Here is a 15,938-nt window from a genome sequence, read left to right as displayed (position 1 = left end):
GCATTCAAAAAACCTCAGACCAACTTATGAAAATCGCAGTTCTCCCGGGTGACGGCATCGGCACCGAAATCGTGGCGGAAGCCGTCAGGGTGCTCGACGTCCTCGACCTGAAGTTCGAGATGGAGTCGGCGCTGGTCGGCGGCGCAGCCTACGAGGCACACGGCCACCCGCTGCCTGAATCGACGCTCAAGCTCGCCAAGGAATCCGACGCGGTGCTGTTCGGCGCAGTCGGCGACTGGAAGTACGACAAGCTCGACCGTCCGCTGCGCCCCGAGCAGGCCATCCTGGGGCTGCGCAAGAACCTGGGTCTGTTCGCCAACTTCCGCCCCGCGATCTGCTACGAGGAACTGGTCGACGCTTCGAGCCTGAAGCCCGAACTGATCGCGGGGCTGGACATCCTCATCATTCGCGAACTGACCGGCGACATCTACTTCGGCCAGCCGCGTGGTCGCCGCATCGCGACGGATGGGCACTTTCCGGGCGCCGAGGAAGCCTTCGACACGATGCGCTACTCGCGTCCCGAGATCGAGCGCATCGGGCGCGTGGCCTTCGAAGCGGCCCGCAAGCGCAGCAAGCGCGTGACCAGCGTCGACAAGAACAACGTGCTGGAAACCTCGCAGCTGTGGAAAGACGTGATGCTCGACATCGCGAAGGAATATCCGGACGTGGAACTCGACCACATGCTGGTCGACAACGCAGCCATGCAGCTCGTGAAGGCGCCCAAGAAGTTCGACGTGGTGGTCACCGGCAACATGTTCGGCGACATCCTCTCGGACGAGGCCGCGATGCTGACCGGCTCGATCGGCATGCTGCCCTCGGCGTCGCTCAATTCGAGCAACCAGGGTCTGTACGAGCCCAGCCACGGCAGCGCGCCCGACATTGCCGGCAAAGGGGTTGCCAATCCTTTGGCTACAATCCTGTCCGCTGCCATGATGCTCCGCTTTTCACTCAACCAACCCGAAGCTGCCGACCGTATCGAGTCGGCGGTCAAGGACGTGCTGGCCTCGGGGCTGCGCACGGGTGACATCTGGTCAGAAGGTACGAAGCGCGTCGGCACCCGCGAAATGGGCGACGCGGTCGTTGCAGCAATCACCAAAAAGACGATTACCGGCTAACCGCAGCCCGCTTCGTCACGCCCCTCCCCGGCTCGACGAGTCGGGGGCAAGAAAAGACAACTTCTTTCTTTTTCATAAGGGCAAACTGAAATGGCGAACGCATCTCAACCTCTGGTCGGCCTCGTAGGCTGGCGCGGCATGGTCGGCTCGGTCCTGATGGACCGTATGCAGGCCGAAGGCGACTTCGGTCTCATTGAGCCGGTCTTCTTCTCGACTTCCAACGCCGGCGGCAAGGCCCCGGCGATGGCCAGGAACGAAACCGCGCTGAAGGATGCGAACGACATCGACGCCCTGAAGAAGTGCGACATCGTCATCACCTGCCAAGGCGGCGACTACACCAGCGAAGTCTTCCCCAAGCTGCGCGCCGCGGGCTGGACCGGCCACTGGATCGACGCCGCCTCGACCCTGCGCATGCAGGACGACGCGGTCATCGTGCTGGACCCGGTCAATCTGCCCGTGATCCAGAACGCGCTCACCAACGGTGGCAAGAACTGGATCGGCGGCAACTGCACCGTGAGCTGCATGCTCATGGGCGTAGGCGCCCTCTACAAGGCCGGTCTGGTCGAGTGGATGACCAGCATGACCTACCAGGCAGCCTCGGGCGGCGGCGCGCAGCACATGCGCGAACTGCTGACCCAGTTCGGCACCCTCAACACCGAAGTGCGCGCCCTGCTGGACGACCCCAAGTCGGCCATCCTCGAAATCGACCGCAAGGTGCTGCACAAGCAGCAGAACCTGAGCGCCGCTGAAACGGCCAACTTCGGCGCCCCGCTCGGCGGCTCGCTGATCCCCTGGATCGACAAGGACCTGGGTGACGGCATGTCCAAGGAAGAATGGAAGGCCGGCGCCGAGACCAACAAGATCCTTGGCCAAGGCGCAGGCTTCGGCACTGCCGCTGTGCCGGTCGACGGTTTCTGCGTGCGCATCGGCGCCATGCGCTGCCACAGCCAAGCGCTGACCTTCAAGCTCAAGAAGGACGTGCCCCTGGCCGACATCGAAGCGATGATCGCCGCGGACAACCAGTGGGCCAGCGTGGTGCCGAACACCCGCGAAGCCACCCTGAAGGACCTGACGCCGGTGGCGGTGACGGGCACCATGAACATTCCGGTCGGCCGCATCCGCAAGCTGGCGATGGGCCCCGAATATGTCGGCGCCTTCACCATCGGCGACCAGCTGCTGTGGGGTGCGGCGGAACCGCTGCGCCGCATGCTGCGCATCCTGCTCGAAGCCTGATGCGGGTCGCTCAGGCCCTCGAATCTCGGATTGTTGCAGTTTGGCAACGAAAAGTGTGTTCGTAAGTATGCGCGCACTGGGTAGAACAGGCGCATTGCCTTGTCAGCCCGGGGTGATGATGCTAACGTCCTCTTACAAATTCTGGGCCTGAGCCGCCCCTATCAGCATGACAAGACATCTGTTGCCCGCGGCCCGCCCATCGGCCGTTCGCCCCGCCCCATCGTTCAGCGGTTGGCGCCTTTCCATATTGGGTGCGGCCGCCGCCGTGGCCCTGGGAATGGCCAGCACCGACGCCAGCGCGTTCACGCTGGGACAGCTGAAGGTGCAATCGGCGCTGGGCGAACCGCTTCGCGCAGAGATCGATGTGACCGAGATCGCGACCGCTGAAGCGGACGGTCTGAAGATCAACATCGCCACCCCTGAAGCCTTCAAGAACGCAGGCATCCCCTACAACTCGGCATTGGGCGACGTCAAGGCGACGCTGCAGCGCCGTGCGGGCGGCCAGTATGTGGTGCGCCTGAGCGGCAGCCGCCCGCTCAGCGACCCCTTCATCGACCTGCTGCTCGAAGCCAACGGCTCCTCGGGCCGCATCGTGCGCGACTACACCGTCCTGCTCGATCCGCCGGTCACGCGACAGGCAGCCGCCCCAGCCGTGCCGATCGCGCCCCAGATCAGCACCCCGGTCGAGCGCCCTGCCGTTGCGGCAGCCCGCGCACGCCGCGAACGTGCCGCGGCCGCTGCATCCGCAGCGCCGCCCGTCGCGGCAGCTGCGCCCGCGCCCGCAACCCCGGCCACCGCTCCCGCAACGGCGGCAGCAACGGCGCCCCGCGCAGGCGGCGAGCAAGTCACGGTTCAGCGCGGCGATACCGCCGGCAAGATTGCCGGTGCCCACAAGCCGGCCGACGTGTCGCTCGACCAGATGCTGGTCGCCCTGCTGCTCGCCAACCCCGATGCGTTCATTGGCGGCAACGTCAACCGCATCAAGGCAGGCGCCGTGCTCGAACTGCCGGGCGCCACCGAGGCGAGCGCCGTTCCCGCCGCCGAGGCACGCCGCACGGTCACAGCGCAAAGCCGCGACTTCGGCAACTACCGCCAGCGCCTCGCAGAGAACGCCCCGACGTCGAACGTCGCCGCCGCCAGCCGCAAGGCCTCGGGCAAGCTGCAGGCGAACGTCGAAGACCGCAATGCGGCGGCCAGCGCCCCCGACAAGCTCACGATTTCGCAAGGCAGCGCCTCCACTCGCGCGGCCGACGAAAAGGTCGCGCAGGCCCGCCAGGCGCAGGAAAGCAGCAACCGCGTGGCGGAGCTGTCCAAGAACATCAACGAGCTGAACAAGCTCAAGGCGGGCGCCGGCTCCTCGGCACCCGCTGCCGCACCAGCACCTGCCGCGCCCGGCATTCCTGTGCCGACGCCATCAACCAGCGCCACGACGCCGCCGGTCGCCGCCAACCCGGCGCCCGCAGTCGTTGTGCCTGCCCCCACGCCCGCACCTGTGGCAGCACCCGCTTCCGCAGTGACGGCCGCCGCACCGACGCCTGAAGCAACGGCCGCACCCTCGCCTGCGCCAGTAGCGGACCCGGCCGTCACGCCCCCAGCCGCCGCCGCAGTGCCCGCGGCAGCCGCCAGCGCCGCGGTCGCGACGCCCGCACCGGCTGCCGCTCCGAAGCCGGTGGTCAAGGCCGCTCCGCCTCCGCCGCCGGAACGCAGCTTCTTCGAAGAATTGCTCGACAACCCGCTGATGCTCGGCGGCGCCGCGCTGATTGCGCTTCTGGTCGGCTTCCTGCTGTACCGCGTGTTGGGCCGCCGGCGCGAGGAAATGAGCGAAAGCGTGTTCCTCGAGAGCCGCATTCCGAAAGACTCGTTCTTCGGTGCCAGCGGCGGCGAATCGGTCGACACCAAGCATCGTGGCGACTCCAGCGTTTCGTCGCTGTCGTACTCGCCGAGCCAGCTCGATGCGGGCGACGTCGACCCCGTCGCCGAGGCGGACGTCTACCTGGCCTACGGCCGCGACCTGCAGGCCGAGGAAATCCTGCGCGAAGCACTGCGCCTGAACCCGGACCGCACCGCCATCCACCTCAAGCTGCTCGAGATCCACGCCAAGCGCCGTGATGTGCGCGCCTATGAAGGCCTGGCCACCGAAGTGCACAAGCTGACCGGCGGCTCGGGTTCCGACTGGAACCGCGTGGTCGACATGGGCAAGGACCTCGATCCGGGCAACCCGCTGTACGAATCGGGCGCCCCCCGCAGCGCAAGCCAGGCCGAAACGGCGGCCTTCGCAGGCGCCCTGGCGTCCGCCGCCAAGCCGCCAGTGACCGCAGTGCCGACGCCCGTTGCACCGCCGCCGATCGCCTCGGCCCCGCCGCCCGCCTTCGTGCCTTCCGTGGCACCGCTGGACTTCGACCTGGACCTGAGCCAACCGATGCCGCTGGCACCGGCACCAAGCCACGCACCGGTCGGCGCGAGCCTGCCGAAGTCGGCCTATGCACCCGCTCCGACGACGGCACGCCCCGCAGCACCGCTGTCCAATGGCCATGTGACGCCGCCCGTCGACCTCGAGAACGATTTCGACACGGCACCCGGCGCCCTCACGCCCAATACGCGTCCCTTGAACCTGAACGATGCAGACAACACGCGTCCGGCCACGCTGGGCAATGCGTTGCCTGCCGACTCGGGCTTCATCGAGTTCGACATGAGCGCACTGGCAGGCCTGCCGGCCCGCTCCAACGGCGCGTCCGAACCGGCGCGCGCCGGCAGCTCGTTCGAGGACGAAGGCGAAGACAGCCCCCACGCCGTCAAGCTCTCGCTGGCGCGCGAACTGCAAGCCATCGGCGACGTCGAAGGCGCGCGCTCGCTGGTCGAGGAAGTCGAAGCTGAAAGCGCCGGCGACCTCAAGTCGCAAGCCAAGCAACTGCTCGCGGAACTGCGCTGAGCCATTGCTGTTTCCGTTTCTGAATTCGTGAGGCTGGCGCTCGGCATCCGCTACAACGGCCAGGCGTACGAGGGCTGGCAGAGCCAGCGCTCGGGCCGCACGGTGCAAGACAAGCTCGAAGCGGCCCTCGCGAAGTTCGCCGCAGACCCATCAGGGCGCATCGGCACGCTGTGCGCAGGCCGCACCGATGCCGGCGTGCACGCGCTGATGCAGGTGGTGCACTTCGACACCGAGGTCGAACGCGAGCCCTTCTCCTGGATGCGCGGTACCAACCGCTTCCTGCCCGACGACATCGCGGTGCAGTGGGCGCAGCCGGTGCCCGACGAGTTCCATTGCCGCGCCAGTGCCCTCGCGCGCCGCTACCTCTACGTGCTGTCGCAATCGCCGGTGCGGCCGAGCCTCGATTCGGGCCGGGTCGGCTGGTCGATGCATCCGCTCGATGGCGACGCGATGCGCAAAGCCGCCGCCGTGCTCATCGGCACGCATGACTTCAGCTCGTTCCGCGCCTCGGCCTGCCAAGCCAAATCGCCTGTGAAGAATCTGCGCCGCATCGAGATCACGCGTGTCGGCGACGGCGAGCGCTGCCGCTGGCATTTCGAGTTCGAGGCCGATGCCTTCCTGCACCACATGATCCGCAATCTGATGGGCTGCCTCGTGCGCATCGGCCGCGGCGATGAGCGGCCCGAATGGATCGCCGAGGTGCTCGAGGCGCGCAGCCGCAAGGTCGCGGCGCCCACCTTCTCCGCGGACGGTTTGTACTTCCTCGGCCCGTTGTACGACGCCAAGTGGGGTCTGCCGGCCGAGGCGACGCTGCAGGCCGGCGGTGCTCTTTATGATGGCCCGCCATGACGTCTTCGCCTCCCCGCACCCGCATCAAGATCTGTGGCCTCACGCGTGAGGCCGACGTGGATGCCGCGGTCGAAGCGGGTGCCGATGCCGTCGGTTTCGTGCTCTACGCCAAAAGCCCTCGCGCCATCACGGCTGAACGTGCCGCCGAACTTGCCGCTCGCCTTCCCCCCTTCGTCACGCCAGTGCTGCTGTTCGTGAACGAGGATGCTCCCAAAGTCATAGCATCGCTTGCCCGTGTGAGCGGCGCCATCGCACAGTTCCATGGCGAAGAGACGCCCGAACAGTGCGAGGAAGCCACCGGCCCCGGCCGTTTTCGCTACATGCGCGCCGCCCGCATTCCGCTGGGGGCTGCCGGTGCCGGCTTCGACCTCGTAAAATACGCGTCCGATTACTCCCACGCCCAGGCCATCCTGCTCGACGCCCATGTCGAAGGTTATGGCGGTGGCGGCAAGGCTTTCGATTGGTCACTTCTTCCACCCGCCGTCGACGCTCACCTCGTCTTGAGTGGTGGGCTCACACCTGCAAACGTGAGCGATGGCATTCGCATCCTGCGGACGCGCTGCAAGACGCTGTCCGTTGATGTGAGCTCGGGCGTCGAAATCGACGGTCCCGGGAACAAGGGCCTGAAGGACGCCGGAAAGATCCGGCAATTCGTCGCCGCCGTCAGGGCGGCAGACGCCTCGTCCTTCTCCAGTTAGCCGCCGCACCCGATCGTCATTCGGGCTGCGGCCCAACGATCGAGAACCATGCAAAGCCATTTCCAGGATTACCAGCAACCCGACGCCACCGGCCACTTCGGCAACTACGGCGGCACCTTCGCGAGCGAGACGCTCACCCACGCGATCAACGAGCTGCGCGACGCGTATGCGAAGTTCAAGGACGATCCGGCCTTCCTCGCCGAATTCCACTACGAGCTCAAGCACTTCGTGGGCCGGCCCTCGCCGATCTACCACGCCGCGCGCACCAGTCGCGAGATGGGCGGCGCGCAGATCTACCTGAAGCGCGAGGACTTGAACCACACCGGCGCCCACAAGATCAACAACGTGATCGGCCAGGCGATGCTCGCGCGCCGCATGGGCAAGCCCCGCGTGATCGCCGAGACCGGCGCGGGCCAGCACGGCGTGGCCACCGCCACCATCTGCGCGCGCTACGGCCTCGAATGCGTGGTCTACATGGGCAGCCAGGACGTGAAGCGCCAGAGCCCCAACGTCTACCGCATGAACCTGCTGGGCGCGACCGTGGTGCCGGTTGAATCGGGCAGCAAGACGCTGAAGGACGCGCTGAACGAGGCAATGCGCGACTGGGTCACCAATGTGGAAAACACCTTCTACATCATCGGCACCGTGGCCGGCCCGCACCCCTATCCGACGATGGTGCGTGACTTCCAGAGCGTGATCGGCACCGAGTGCATCGCGCAGATGCCCGCGATGCTGGCCGCCGACGGCATCACCGGCGAAGCCGAGGGCAAGCAGCCCGACGTGGTGGTCGCCTGCGTGGGCGGCGGCAGCAATGCGATCGGCATCTTCCATCCCTACATTCCGTTCGCCGGCACCCGGCTCGTCGGTGTGGAAGCGGCGGGCGAAGGCCTGGACAGCGGCAAGCACGCCGCCTCGATCCTGCGCGGCAGCCCCGGCGTGCTGCACGGCAACCGCACCTACCTGCTGCAGAACGAGGACGGCCAGATCACCGAGACCCACAGCATCAGCGCCGGCCTCGACTACCCGGGCGTGGGCCCGGAGCACGCGCACCTGGCCGACATCGGCCGTGCCGAGTACGTCGGCGTCACCGACATCGAGGCGCTCGAAGCCTTCCACTACCTGTGTCGAACGGAGGGCATCATTCCCGCGCTCGAATCCAGCCATGCCGTGGCCTATGCGCTGAAGCTTGCGAAAACCATGCGCCCCGACCAGTCGATCCTGGTGAACCTCTCGGGCCGCGGCGACAAGGACATCGGCACCGTCGCCGACCTGTCGGGCGTCGATTTCTACGACCGCCCCTCGATGCGCGGTCTGAGCGTGAAGGGAGGCAAGTGATGAGCCGCATTGCCGCCACCTTCAAGACGCTTCAGGCGCAGGGCCGCAAGGCGCTGATTCCGTATGTCACCGCCGGCTTCCCCTTCGCCGACATCACGCCCGAGCTGATGCACGGCATGGTCGAGGCGGGCGCCGACGTGATCGAGCTGGGCGTGCCTTTTTCCGACCCGATGGCCGACGGCCCCGTGATCCAGAAAGCCGGCGAGGCCGCGCTGGCGCTGGGCGTCGGCATGAAGCAGGTGCTCGCCATCGTGGCGGCGTTTCGCCAGAAGGACACGACCACGCCGGTGGTGTTGATGGGCTATGCGAACCCGGTCGAGCGCTATGACCTCGTGCACGGCAAACAGGCCTTCATTCGCGACGCATCAGCCGCCGGCGTCGACGGCCTGCTGATCGTCGACTACCCGCCCGAGGAATGCGAGGCCTTCGCCGCCGACCTGAAGGCCGCGAACATCGACCTGATCTTCCTGCTGGCGCCCACGAGCACCGACGAACGCATGGCCCAGGTCGCGCGCATCGCAAGCGGCTACGTGTACTACGTGTCGCTCAAGGGCGTGACCGGCGCGGGCCATCTGGACACCGAGGCGGTCGGCCAGATGATCCCGCGCATCCGCCGGCATGTGAGCATCCCGGTCGGCGTGGGCTTCGGCATCCGCGACGCGCGCACGGCGCAGGCGGTCGGTTCGGCGGCGGACGCCGTCGTGATCGGCACCAAGATCATCCAGCTGATCGACGGGCAACCGCGCGAAAAGGTGGTGCCCGCGTTGCGCGAATTCCTCGCCGGCATTCGCGAGGCGCTGGACGCCCTGCCGGCGGCTACCCCCAAGAATGCGGCTGGCCGATAATCTCGGTTGCCCTCACCCCCAGCCCCTCTCCCTCCAAGGAGAGGGGAGCTAATTCCGGAGTCCTATGAGCTGGCTTGAAAAACTGCTACCCGCCAAGATCGCACAAACCGACCCTGCCGAGCGCCGCCAGGTGCCCGAGGGCCTGTGGATCAAATGCCCGGCCTGCGAGACGGTGCTCTACAAGACCGACCTGGAGCACAACCAGAACGTCTGCCCGAGCTGCAGCCACCACCACCGCATCGGCGCCCGCGCGCGCCTGGACGCGTTCCTCGATGCCGAAGGCCGCTACGAAGTCGGCCAGGAAGTGCTCCCGGTCGACGCCCTGAAGTTCAAGGACAGCCGCAAGTACCCCGAGCGCCTGAAGGAAGCCCTGGAAAACACCGGCGAGACTGACGCGCTTGTCGTCATCGGCGGCTCGGTCCACAGCATCAACGTGGTCGTGGCCTGCTTCGAATTCGAATTCATGGGCGGCAGCATGGGCAGCGTGGTCGGCGAGCGCTTCGTGCGCGGCGTCGAGACCGCCATCGAGCAGAAGGTGCCGTTCATCTGCTTCACCGCCACCGGCGGCGCGCGCATGCAGGAAGGCCTGCTCTCGCTGATGCAGATGGCCAAGACCAATGCCGCGCTCACGCGCCTGGCGAAGAAGGGCCTGCCCTACATCAGCGTGCTGACCGACCCGACCATGGGTGGCGTGAGCGCCGGCTTCGCCTTCGTGGGCGATGTGGTCATTGCAGAGCCCAAGGCGCTGATCGGCTTTGCCGGCCCGCGCGTCATCGAGTCGACCGTGCGCGTGACGCTGCCCGAAGGCTTCCAGCGCGCCGAGTTCCTGCAGACCAAGGGCGCGATCGACTTCATCAGCGACCGCCGCGAACTGCGCAAGACGATTGCCAGCACGCTCGCGATGCTGCTGCGCCAGCCAGCCGATGCGGTGAGCTGAACGGCGAGCCACGAAGCGCGACAAGCCAAGGCAAAAGGGCCCGGGTGCAATGCACCCGGGCCCTTTTTGTTTGTTTTTTGCTGGCTGCGACTCAGAAAGTCAGTTGATAGGCAAACACCAGCAGACTGCTCAACACGATCGCAATCACCTGCAGCACCACGATGGCGGCAAGGGGCGACAGGTCCACGCCGCCGATCAGCGGGATGAAGCGGCGGAATGGCCGCACCAGCGGGTCCGCCAAACGGGAAATCAGGTCGAGCAGCATCGGCGACGCGCCCGGCACCCACGACAGCACGGCATAGACCACCAAGAGTGCGGTCAGCCCCGAGATCGCGAGCTGCAGCAATCCCACGAGCGACACCAGCGGCAAGGTGGCGATGCGGCCGAGATTGCCGATCAGGAGCCACAGCAGCAGGAACTTCAGCAGCACCAGCAGCCAGGCGGCGATCAGGCTCGCCAGGTCCCAGCGCTTGACCGAAGGCACGATGCGCCGCAGCGGCAGCACGATCCAGTCGGTGATCGCGAAGATGAAGCGTCCGAGCGGGTTGCCGAACGGTACCCGGTGGTACTGCATGTACAGGCGCAGGAGGCAGGCGCCGCCGAGCAGGCCGACGATCACGTCGAGAAGGAACGAAGGAATCTGGTAGAGCATGGGGGCGCGGTCGTGAGCGGAATGCGATGATAGCCACGCAAGGTTTTTAGATGACGACACAGCCCCTTTTGCATTCACTGCCATTGTTCCCGCTCGGTACGGTCCTGTTCCCGGACGGCCTGCTTCCTTTGCGCATCTTCGAGGTACGTTATCTCGACATGGTCGGCAAATGCCGCAAGGCCGACGCGCCGTTCGGCGTGGTCAGCCTCACGAGCGGCAGCGAGGTCCGTAAAGCCGGTGCCGATGCGGAAAGCTTCGCGACCATCGGCACGCTGGCCGTCATCCGCGAATTCGAATCGCCGCAAAGCGGCCTCCTTCAGATCGAATGCGTCGGCACGCAGCGCTTCCGCGTTCGCAGCACCGAATTGCAGAAGCACGGCCTGTGGGTCGCCGAGGTGGAAGCGGTGATCGAAGATGTCGCGCTCGAAATCCCGGACGACCTCAAGCACACGGCCACCGCGCTGCGGCGCTTGGTCGACACGCTCGAAGAACGCCGCCGGGCCGAGGGCTCCAAGACTGTGCGGCTGCCCATCGGCGAGCCCTACCGGTTCGACGACTGCGGCTGGGTCGCGAACCGCTGGTGCGAGCTGGTGCCGATGCAGCTCGAACTGCGGCAGCGGCTGATGGAACTCGACAGCCCGCTGATGCGGCTCGAACTGGTGAGCGATCTGCTTGCACGCACGGGCATCACTGAATAGTTCGCTATATTTTCCGTAGCGCATCGCGCAGGATTGGCGGGCACTGTGAGCCAGTTTCACTCGAACCTGATCGGCTAAAATCCCGGCTCGCGCACGCTCCTGTTGCGCTCACCCGCTCCCCATGTCCGATCACCTGACCCCTCCCATTCCTACGCCCGCTGCCGCTCCTGTCGCAGCCCCTGCAGTCGACGACAACAAGCTCATCGCCGAACGCCGCGAAAAGCTCAAGCTGCTGCGCACCGCGCAGGTCGAGGGCAAGGGCGTTGCGTTTCCCAACGACTTCAAGCCGGGCCATCGCGCCGCGGCGCTCGTCGCGGCGCACGATGCGGTCGAGGCCGAAGCGCTCGAGGCGCAGGCCGTTCCCGTGAGCGTGGCGGGCCGGATGATGCTCAAGCGCGTGATGGGCAAGGCCAGCTTCGCAACGCTGCAGGACGCCACGGGCCGCATCCAACTCTACGTGACGCGCGACGCCGTCGGCGAAGAAGCCTATGCGGAATTCAAGCGCTGGGACCTGGGCGACATCCTGGGTGCCGGAGGCACGCTGATGAAGACCAAGACCGGCGAGCTCTCGGTCAAGGTGACCAAGCTGCGGCTGCTCACCAAGAGCCTGCGCCCGCTCCCCGGCGACTTCTACGGCATGGCCGACCAGGAGCAGAAGTACCGCCAGCGCTATGTCGACCTGATCACCGACGAAAGCGCACGCACCCGCTTCACCGCGCGCAGCAAGGCCGTGAGCGCCCTGCGCGAATTCATGGTGGCCAACGACTTCCTCGAAGTCGAGACGCCCATGCTGCACCCCATTCCGGGCGGCGCGAACGCAAAGCCCTTCAAGACGCACCACAACGCGCTCGATCAGGAGATGTTCCTGCGCATCGCGCCCGAGCTGTACCTGAAGCGCCTGATCGTCGGCGGCTTCGAGCGCGTGTTCGAGATCAACCGGAGCTACCGCAACGAGGGCATCTCGGTGCGGCACAACCCCGAGTTCACGATGATGGAGTTCTACGCGGCCTACTGGAACTACCGCGACCTGATGGACTTCACCGAGACGCTGATCCGCACTATCGCCGACAAGGCCGTGGGCTCGCAACAGCTTTCGTACGGCGGCAAGCCCGTCGACCTGGCCCAGCCCTTCGAGCGCCTGACGATCCGCGAAGCGATCCTGAAGCACACCGACGCCGGCGATGGCGTCGACGACACCGCCTGGCTCATCAACGGCCTGCGCAAGTTGGGCCTGAGCGAGGAAAAAGACAAGCTTTCGCAGCGCAGCCTCGCGAGCCTGCAGGTGATGTACTTCGAAGAAACCGTCGAAGAGAAGCTCTGGCAGCCGACCTTCATCATGGAACACCCGACCGAGATCTCGCCGCTGGCACGCGCCAACGACGAGCGCCCCGAGGTCACCGAGCGCTTCGAGCTTTACATCACAGGCCGCGAATTCGGCAACGGCTTCAGCGAGCTGAACGATGCCGAAGACCAGGCCGCGCGCTTCAACGCGCAGGTGGCCGCCAAGGACAGCGGCGACGACGAAGCGATGTACTACGACCACGACTTCGTGCGCGCGCTCGAATACGGCATGCCGCCCACCGGTGGCTGCGGCATCGGCATCGATCGGCTGATGATGCTGCTGACGGATTCGCCGAGCATTCGCGACGTGATCCTGTTCCCGGCGCTGCGCCGCGAAAGCTGAAATGAGGACGACTGACTGCCATGCCTGAAAAAAACGACTTGACCCCAACTGCGGCGCCGCACGGCATCGAAATACCGGGAGGCGCCGAACTGCGCGCTTTCCACGATGCCGCAAATCGCCTGTTCTTCGAGTCGCAAGGCATGCTGGCTGCGCCGGCACAAGGCGATGCCTGGACCGCTGTCGCGCGCAACCACGAGAACAACATGCGCCTGTGGGCCGAAGAAGATCTTGCGCGCAGGCGCCAGGTTGCCGACGCCGACATCGTGGCCAACAAGCGCCACATCGACGGCTTCAATCAGGCACGCAACGACGCCATCGAGCAGATGGACGACCTGATCCTGATCTCGATCGGCCCCGACCGCCTCAATGGCCAGTCTCGCCTCAACAGCGAGACCGCGGGTTCGATCATCGATCGCCTCTCGATCGGCAGCCTCAAGCGCTACCACATGGCGCAACAGGTGCTGCGTACGGACACCGATGAAGCGCATCGCGAGACCTGCCGCGCCCGCGTGGCACGGCTGGAAGAACAGACGGACGATCTGCTGGCCTGCCTTCACGCTTTGCTGCAAGACTGCGCAGCGGGCCGTGCTCGATTCAAGACCTATCGCCAGTTCAAGATGTACAACGACCCGAGCCTCAACCCGTGGCTGGTCAAGGAGCGCAGCCAGCACGGCTGACGCTTGGGCGCATCAAAGCGCCAGCAACTGCTGTCTCAGGTCTTCCACGGCGCTGCGCCAGTCGCCTGTCGTCGGTTGGCGCACCAGGCGAACCGATGGATACCACACCGATTCGGTTTCCTCGTTGAAGTGACGCCAATCGAGCGACCGCCCGGCCAGGAACCAGGTGGGGACGCCCAGGGCCCCTGCCATGTGCAGCGAGTACGAATCGATCGCCACCACACCATCGAGACCCGAGAAAAGCGCCCCTGTATCGTCGAACGTGGAGGTCTCGGGGATCACGGAGCAATTCGCGTTCAGGCCCGAGCGCATGAACTGCCGCAACGCCACACCCCGCTGCGAAATCACCCAGTGGACGTTGGGCAATCCGAACAGCGGCAACAACGTGCCCAAGGGCACGCTGCGAAGACTCCCGTCGCCCATGTCGCTGTGCCATGCGATGGCGATGCAGCGACGTCCGGCCGCACGCTTGCGGATCAACGCCAACTGGGCGTCGGCCGGACGGCTTGGCGGCGGTGTGAGATAGCGCTGCGTCGGCAACGGCCCCTCATCGAGGAAGAGGTTGCAGCACAGGCCGAAGATGGATGTCCAGCGGTCGGCGGTGCGGAGTTCTTCGAGCGACCCGATGCGTACGTCGGGAATGCTCTGGAACAGGCCTCGAATGCGTTCGGTGGGCAATGCAAGGACAACTTCGCGTGCACCCCGCTCGCGCAGCGTTCGCGCATAGCGAATGAATTGGATGTAGTCGCCAACCCCGCCATGAGGCCGGACCAGGATCGATTTGCCTTCGAGCGATTCACCTTCCCACATCCGATCGAGGTCGACATTCGGGTCGGGGTAGTACTGGGCCCAGAAATCCCTTGTCGTGTAGCGCTGGTATTGAGCCATCCCCTGGCGCTCGCCAAGGCACATCCTGGCCATTCCCACCTGGTGGATGAGATAGTTATCCCCGGGCATCTCGGCAAGGGCCGCCTCGTGGCTCGCGAGCGCCTCCCGTGTGAGGCCCAGCATCCAGAGGTGGATGCCGGGCCAGGCGCGATCCGAGCCGTAGGGTCTCGTGTAGTGCTCACGATAGATCGCTGCTTTTTCGCGTCCCATGTCGATCAGGCCCAGCTGCGCGCAGCAGACCACGAACTCGCGCAAAAAAGAATGCCTCCCGAAGAAATCGCCCCGGGTCAACTCGATGCCTCGCCGGGCAACCTCCAGTGCCGGTGCGAACGCCATCTGCCCCATCAGGCTCAGGCAGAGCGCGTTCACCCATCGGATGTCCTGCGGCTGATCGCGCTGCAACGCCCGGGCCAAGGACTCCGCCTCTTCCGTGCGGCCGCTGCCGGCCAGCAGGGCGAGGCGCCCACCCACATCGTGCTCACTCATTGCAGCTCCCTGTCAAAAAGTACGCAACACGATGTCGGGGAGGTCGGACGCACACGGAATATCCAGGGGTCCGGGTATTGGGTCGAGAGAAGGCACGAATCGGTCGCGGTCGTTTCGCAGCAGCGTCAGCTTCACGACATCGGGTACAGGCACGCCCTCGATGATGCGGAAGGCCGCCCTGTTATTCGCATGCAGGTGAACGGGCGTGTGCCGCGCCGTCAGCAACGCCATGCGCCGCAAGAACAGGTCCAGATTGGCAGGCTCGGCCAACAGGCAAAGGCCATGCAATTCGGCAGTGATGATTCTGAAATGAGAAAGAAGCTCGTCTGTACAGGAATTCAAGGCGCCCCATTCCGTGCTCCCGACATTGAACTTCAGCACCATGTCGAACGAAGATTCCAGCGCATGTCTCGCCAGGATTTCCGCCAGGCTGACCATATCCGCCGAGTTCTCGGCTGCCCACCCCATGCGATGAAAGTGAAGGTTTCCATGCGTCTCCGGCTTTTCGGCGGCCGGGTCGTACTGGTAGACCTGAATGCCGCGCACGGCGAAGTGGCGATCAAAGCCCGCGTCTTGCTCGGCGCCGATGGAAACGATGGCGCTCAGGCCCTCGATATCGTCCGGAAGAATGTAGCTCCCGGCCCCCTCGCCTCCCACGCGGATCTTCGGCAGAGCGGCCGGCTTCTGCGGTCGCATCATGCCCATCAGTTTCACAATATCCGATTGGCTGATTCTCGATGTCATGAATCAGTTTATCGTACGCAATTCGATGCTCGACCGAACCCGCCAAGCGCCTTGCACGAGGCTGGCCGACAGGTTCACTACACTCCCCAGCCCAGCCGCATGCCCGCACATCTGCGCGCATTCATCGGTGGCCCCTCCGTCATCGCTCATTTCCATGCACTCGCACGC

The 15,938-nt window shown here is 65.7% G+C and carries 14 protein-coding genes; 11 read left to right on the top strand and 3 right to left on the bottom strand.

Going from position 1 to position 15,938, the window contains the following annotated elements:
- Positions 1–26 precede the first annotated feature (26 nt).
- The 8 genes from leuB to accD all read left to right on the top strand — a co-directional run bounded on the left by leuB (position 27) and on the right by accD (position 9,941).
- Positions 27–1,115: a 3-isopropylmalate dehydrogenase gene (gene leuB / locus QF040_RS32890; RefSeq protein ID WP_306879742.1), complete on the top strand. Its 1,089-nt coding sequence runs from the start codon at positions 27–29 to the stop codon at positions 1,113–1,115.
- A 90-nt stretch (positions 1,116–1,205) separates the two neighbouring features.
- Positions 1,206–2,348 (top strand): aspartate-semialdehyde dehydrogenase, encoded by a 1,143-nt coding sequence (asd, locus tag QF040_RS32885; protein WP_429614398.1) that lies wholly within the window; start codon positions 1,206–1,208, stop codon positions 2,346–2,348.
- A gap of 277 nt (positions 2,349–2,625) precedes the next feature.
- On the top strand, positions 2,626–5,277 hold the full coding sequence (locus tag QF040_RS32880; protein WP_429614397.1) for a FimV/HubP family polar landmark protein: 2,652 nt from the start codon (positions 2,626–2,628) through the stop codon (positions 5,275–5,277).
- Between the two features lie 27 nt (positions 5,278–5,304).
- A complete protein-coding gene (truA, locus tag QF040_RS32875) occupies positions 5,305–6,126 on the top strand; it encodes a tRNA pseudouridine(38-40) synthase TruA (RefSeq protein ID WP_429614396.1) in 822 nt (273 codons plus the stop codon).
- Positions 6,123–6,824, top strand: a complete 702-nt coding sequence (locus tag QF040_RS32870; protein ID WP_429614395.1) for a phosphoribosylanthranilate isomerase — start codon at positions 6,123–6,125, stop codon at positions 6,822–6,824. The genes truA and QF040_RS32870 overlap by 4 nt, the downstream gene beginning before the upstream one ends.
- A 48-nt stretch (positions 6,825–6,872) precedes the next feature.
- The gene (gene trpB / locus QF040_RS32865; RefSeq protein WP_429614394.1) at positions 6,873–8,159 is read left to right on the top strand and encodes a tryptophan synthase subunit beta; all 1,287 of its coding nucleotides are present in this window, start codon (positions 6,873–6,875) and stop codon (positions 8,157–8,159) included.
- Positions 8,159–9,004 carry a tryptophan synthase subunit alpha gene (gene trpA / locus QF040_RS32860; protein WP_429614393.1) on the top strand — a complete coding sequence of 282 codons (846 nt, stop codon included), beginning with the start codon at positions 8,159–8,161 and terminating at the stop codon, positions 9,002–9,004. The genes trpB and trpA overlap by 1 nt, the downstream gene beginning before the upstream one ends.
- 64 nt (positions 9,005–9,068) lie before the next feature.
- Entirely contained in the window at positions 9,069–9,941 is an 873-nt protein-coding gene (accD, locus tag QF040_RS32855) for an acetyl-CoA carboxylase, carboxyltransferase subunit beta (RefSeq protein WP_013540010.1), read from the top strand.
- 91 nt (positions 9,942–10,032) lie between these two features.
- On the opposite strand, the gene QF040_RS32850 is transcribed toward accD, so the two are convergent.
- Positions 10,033–10,593, bottom strand: coding sequence for a YggT family protein (locus tag QF040_RS32850; protein ID WP_429614392.1), 561 nt, complete (start codon positions 10,591–10,593; stop codon positions 10,033–10,035).
- A gap of 50 nt (positions 10,594–10,643) precedes the next feature.
- Between QF040_RS32850 and QF040_RS32845 the strand changes: the two genes are divergently transcribed.
- From QF040_RS32845 to QF040_RS32835, 3 genes are all read left to right on the top strand, one after another.
- Positions 10,644–11,291, top strand: coding sequence for an LON peptidase substrate-binding domain-containing protein (locus tag QF040_RS32845; RefSeq protein ID WP_429614391.1), 648 nt, complete (start codon positions 10,644–10,646; stop codon positions 11,289–11,291).
- Positions 11,292–11,412: 121 nt separating this feature from the next.
- The gene (lysS, locus tag QF040_RS32840; protein ID WP_429614390.1) at positions 11,413–12,975 is read left to right on the top strand and encodes a lysine--tRNA ligase; all 1,563 of its coding nucleotides are present in this window, start codon (positions 11,413–11,415) and stop codon (positions 12,973–12,975) included.
- A gap of 20 nt (positions 12,976–12,995) precedes the next feature.
- On the top strand, positions 12,996–13,652 hold the full coding sequence (locus tag QF040_RS32835; protein ID WP_429614389.1) for a DUF4254 domain-containing protein: 657 nt from the start codon (positions 12,996–12,998) through the stop codon (positions 13,650–13,652).
- A gap of 12 nt (positions 13,653–13,664) precedes the next feature.
- Here the strand turns inward: QF040_RS32835 and QF040_RS32830 are convergent, their stop codons facing one another.
- Entirely contained in the window at positions 13,665–15,026 is a 1,362-nt protein-coding gene (locus QF040_RS32830) for a hypothetical protein (protein WP_429614388.1), read from the bottom strand.
- Positions 15,027–15,038: 12 nt separating this feature from the next.
- The gene (locus QF040_RS32825) at positions 15,039–15,770 is read right to left on the bottom strand and encodes a hypothetical protein (RefSeq protein WP_429614387.1); all 732 of its coding nucleotides are present in this window, start codon (positions 15,768–15,770) and stop codon (positions 15,039–15,041) included.
- Positions 15,771–15,938: the final 168 nt, after the last annotated feature.

It is taken from the genome of Variovorax sp. W2I14 (assembly GCF_050435205.1).
GTDB lineage: Bacteria > Pseudomonadota > Gammaproteobacteria > Burkholderiales > Burkholderiaceae_C > Variovorax > Variovorax paradoxus_C.
This window is presented reverse-complemented; position numbering and strand designations above follow the sequence as displayed.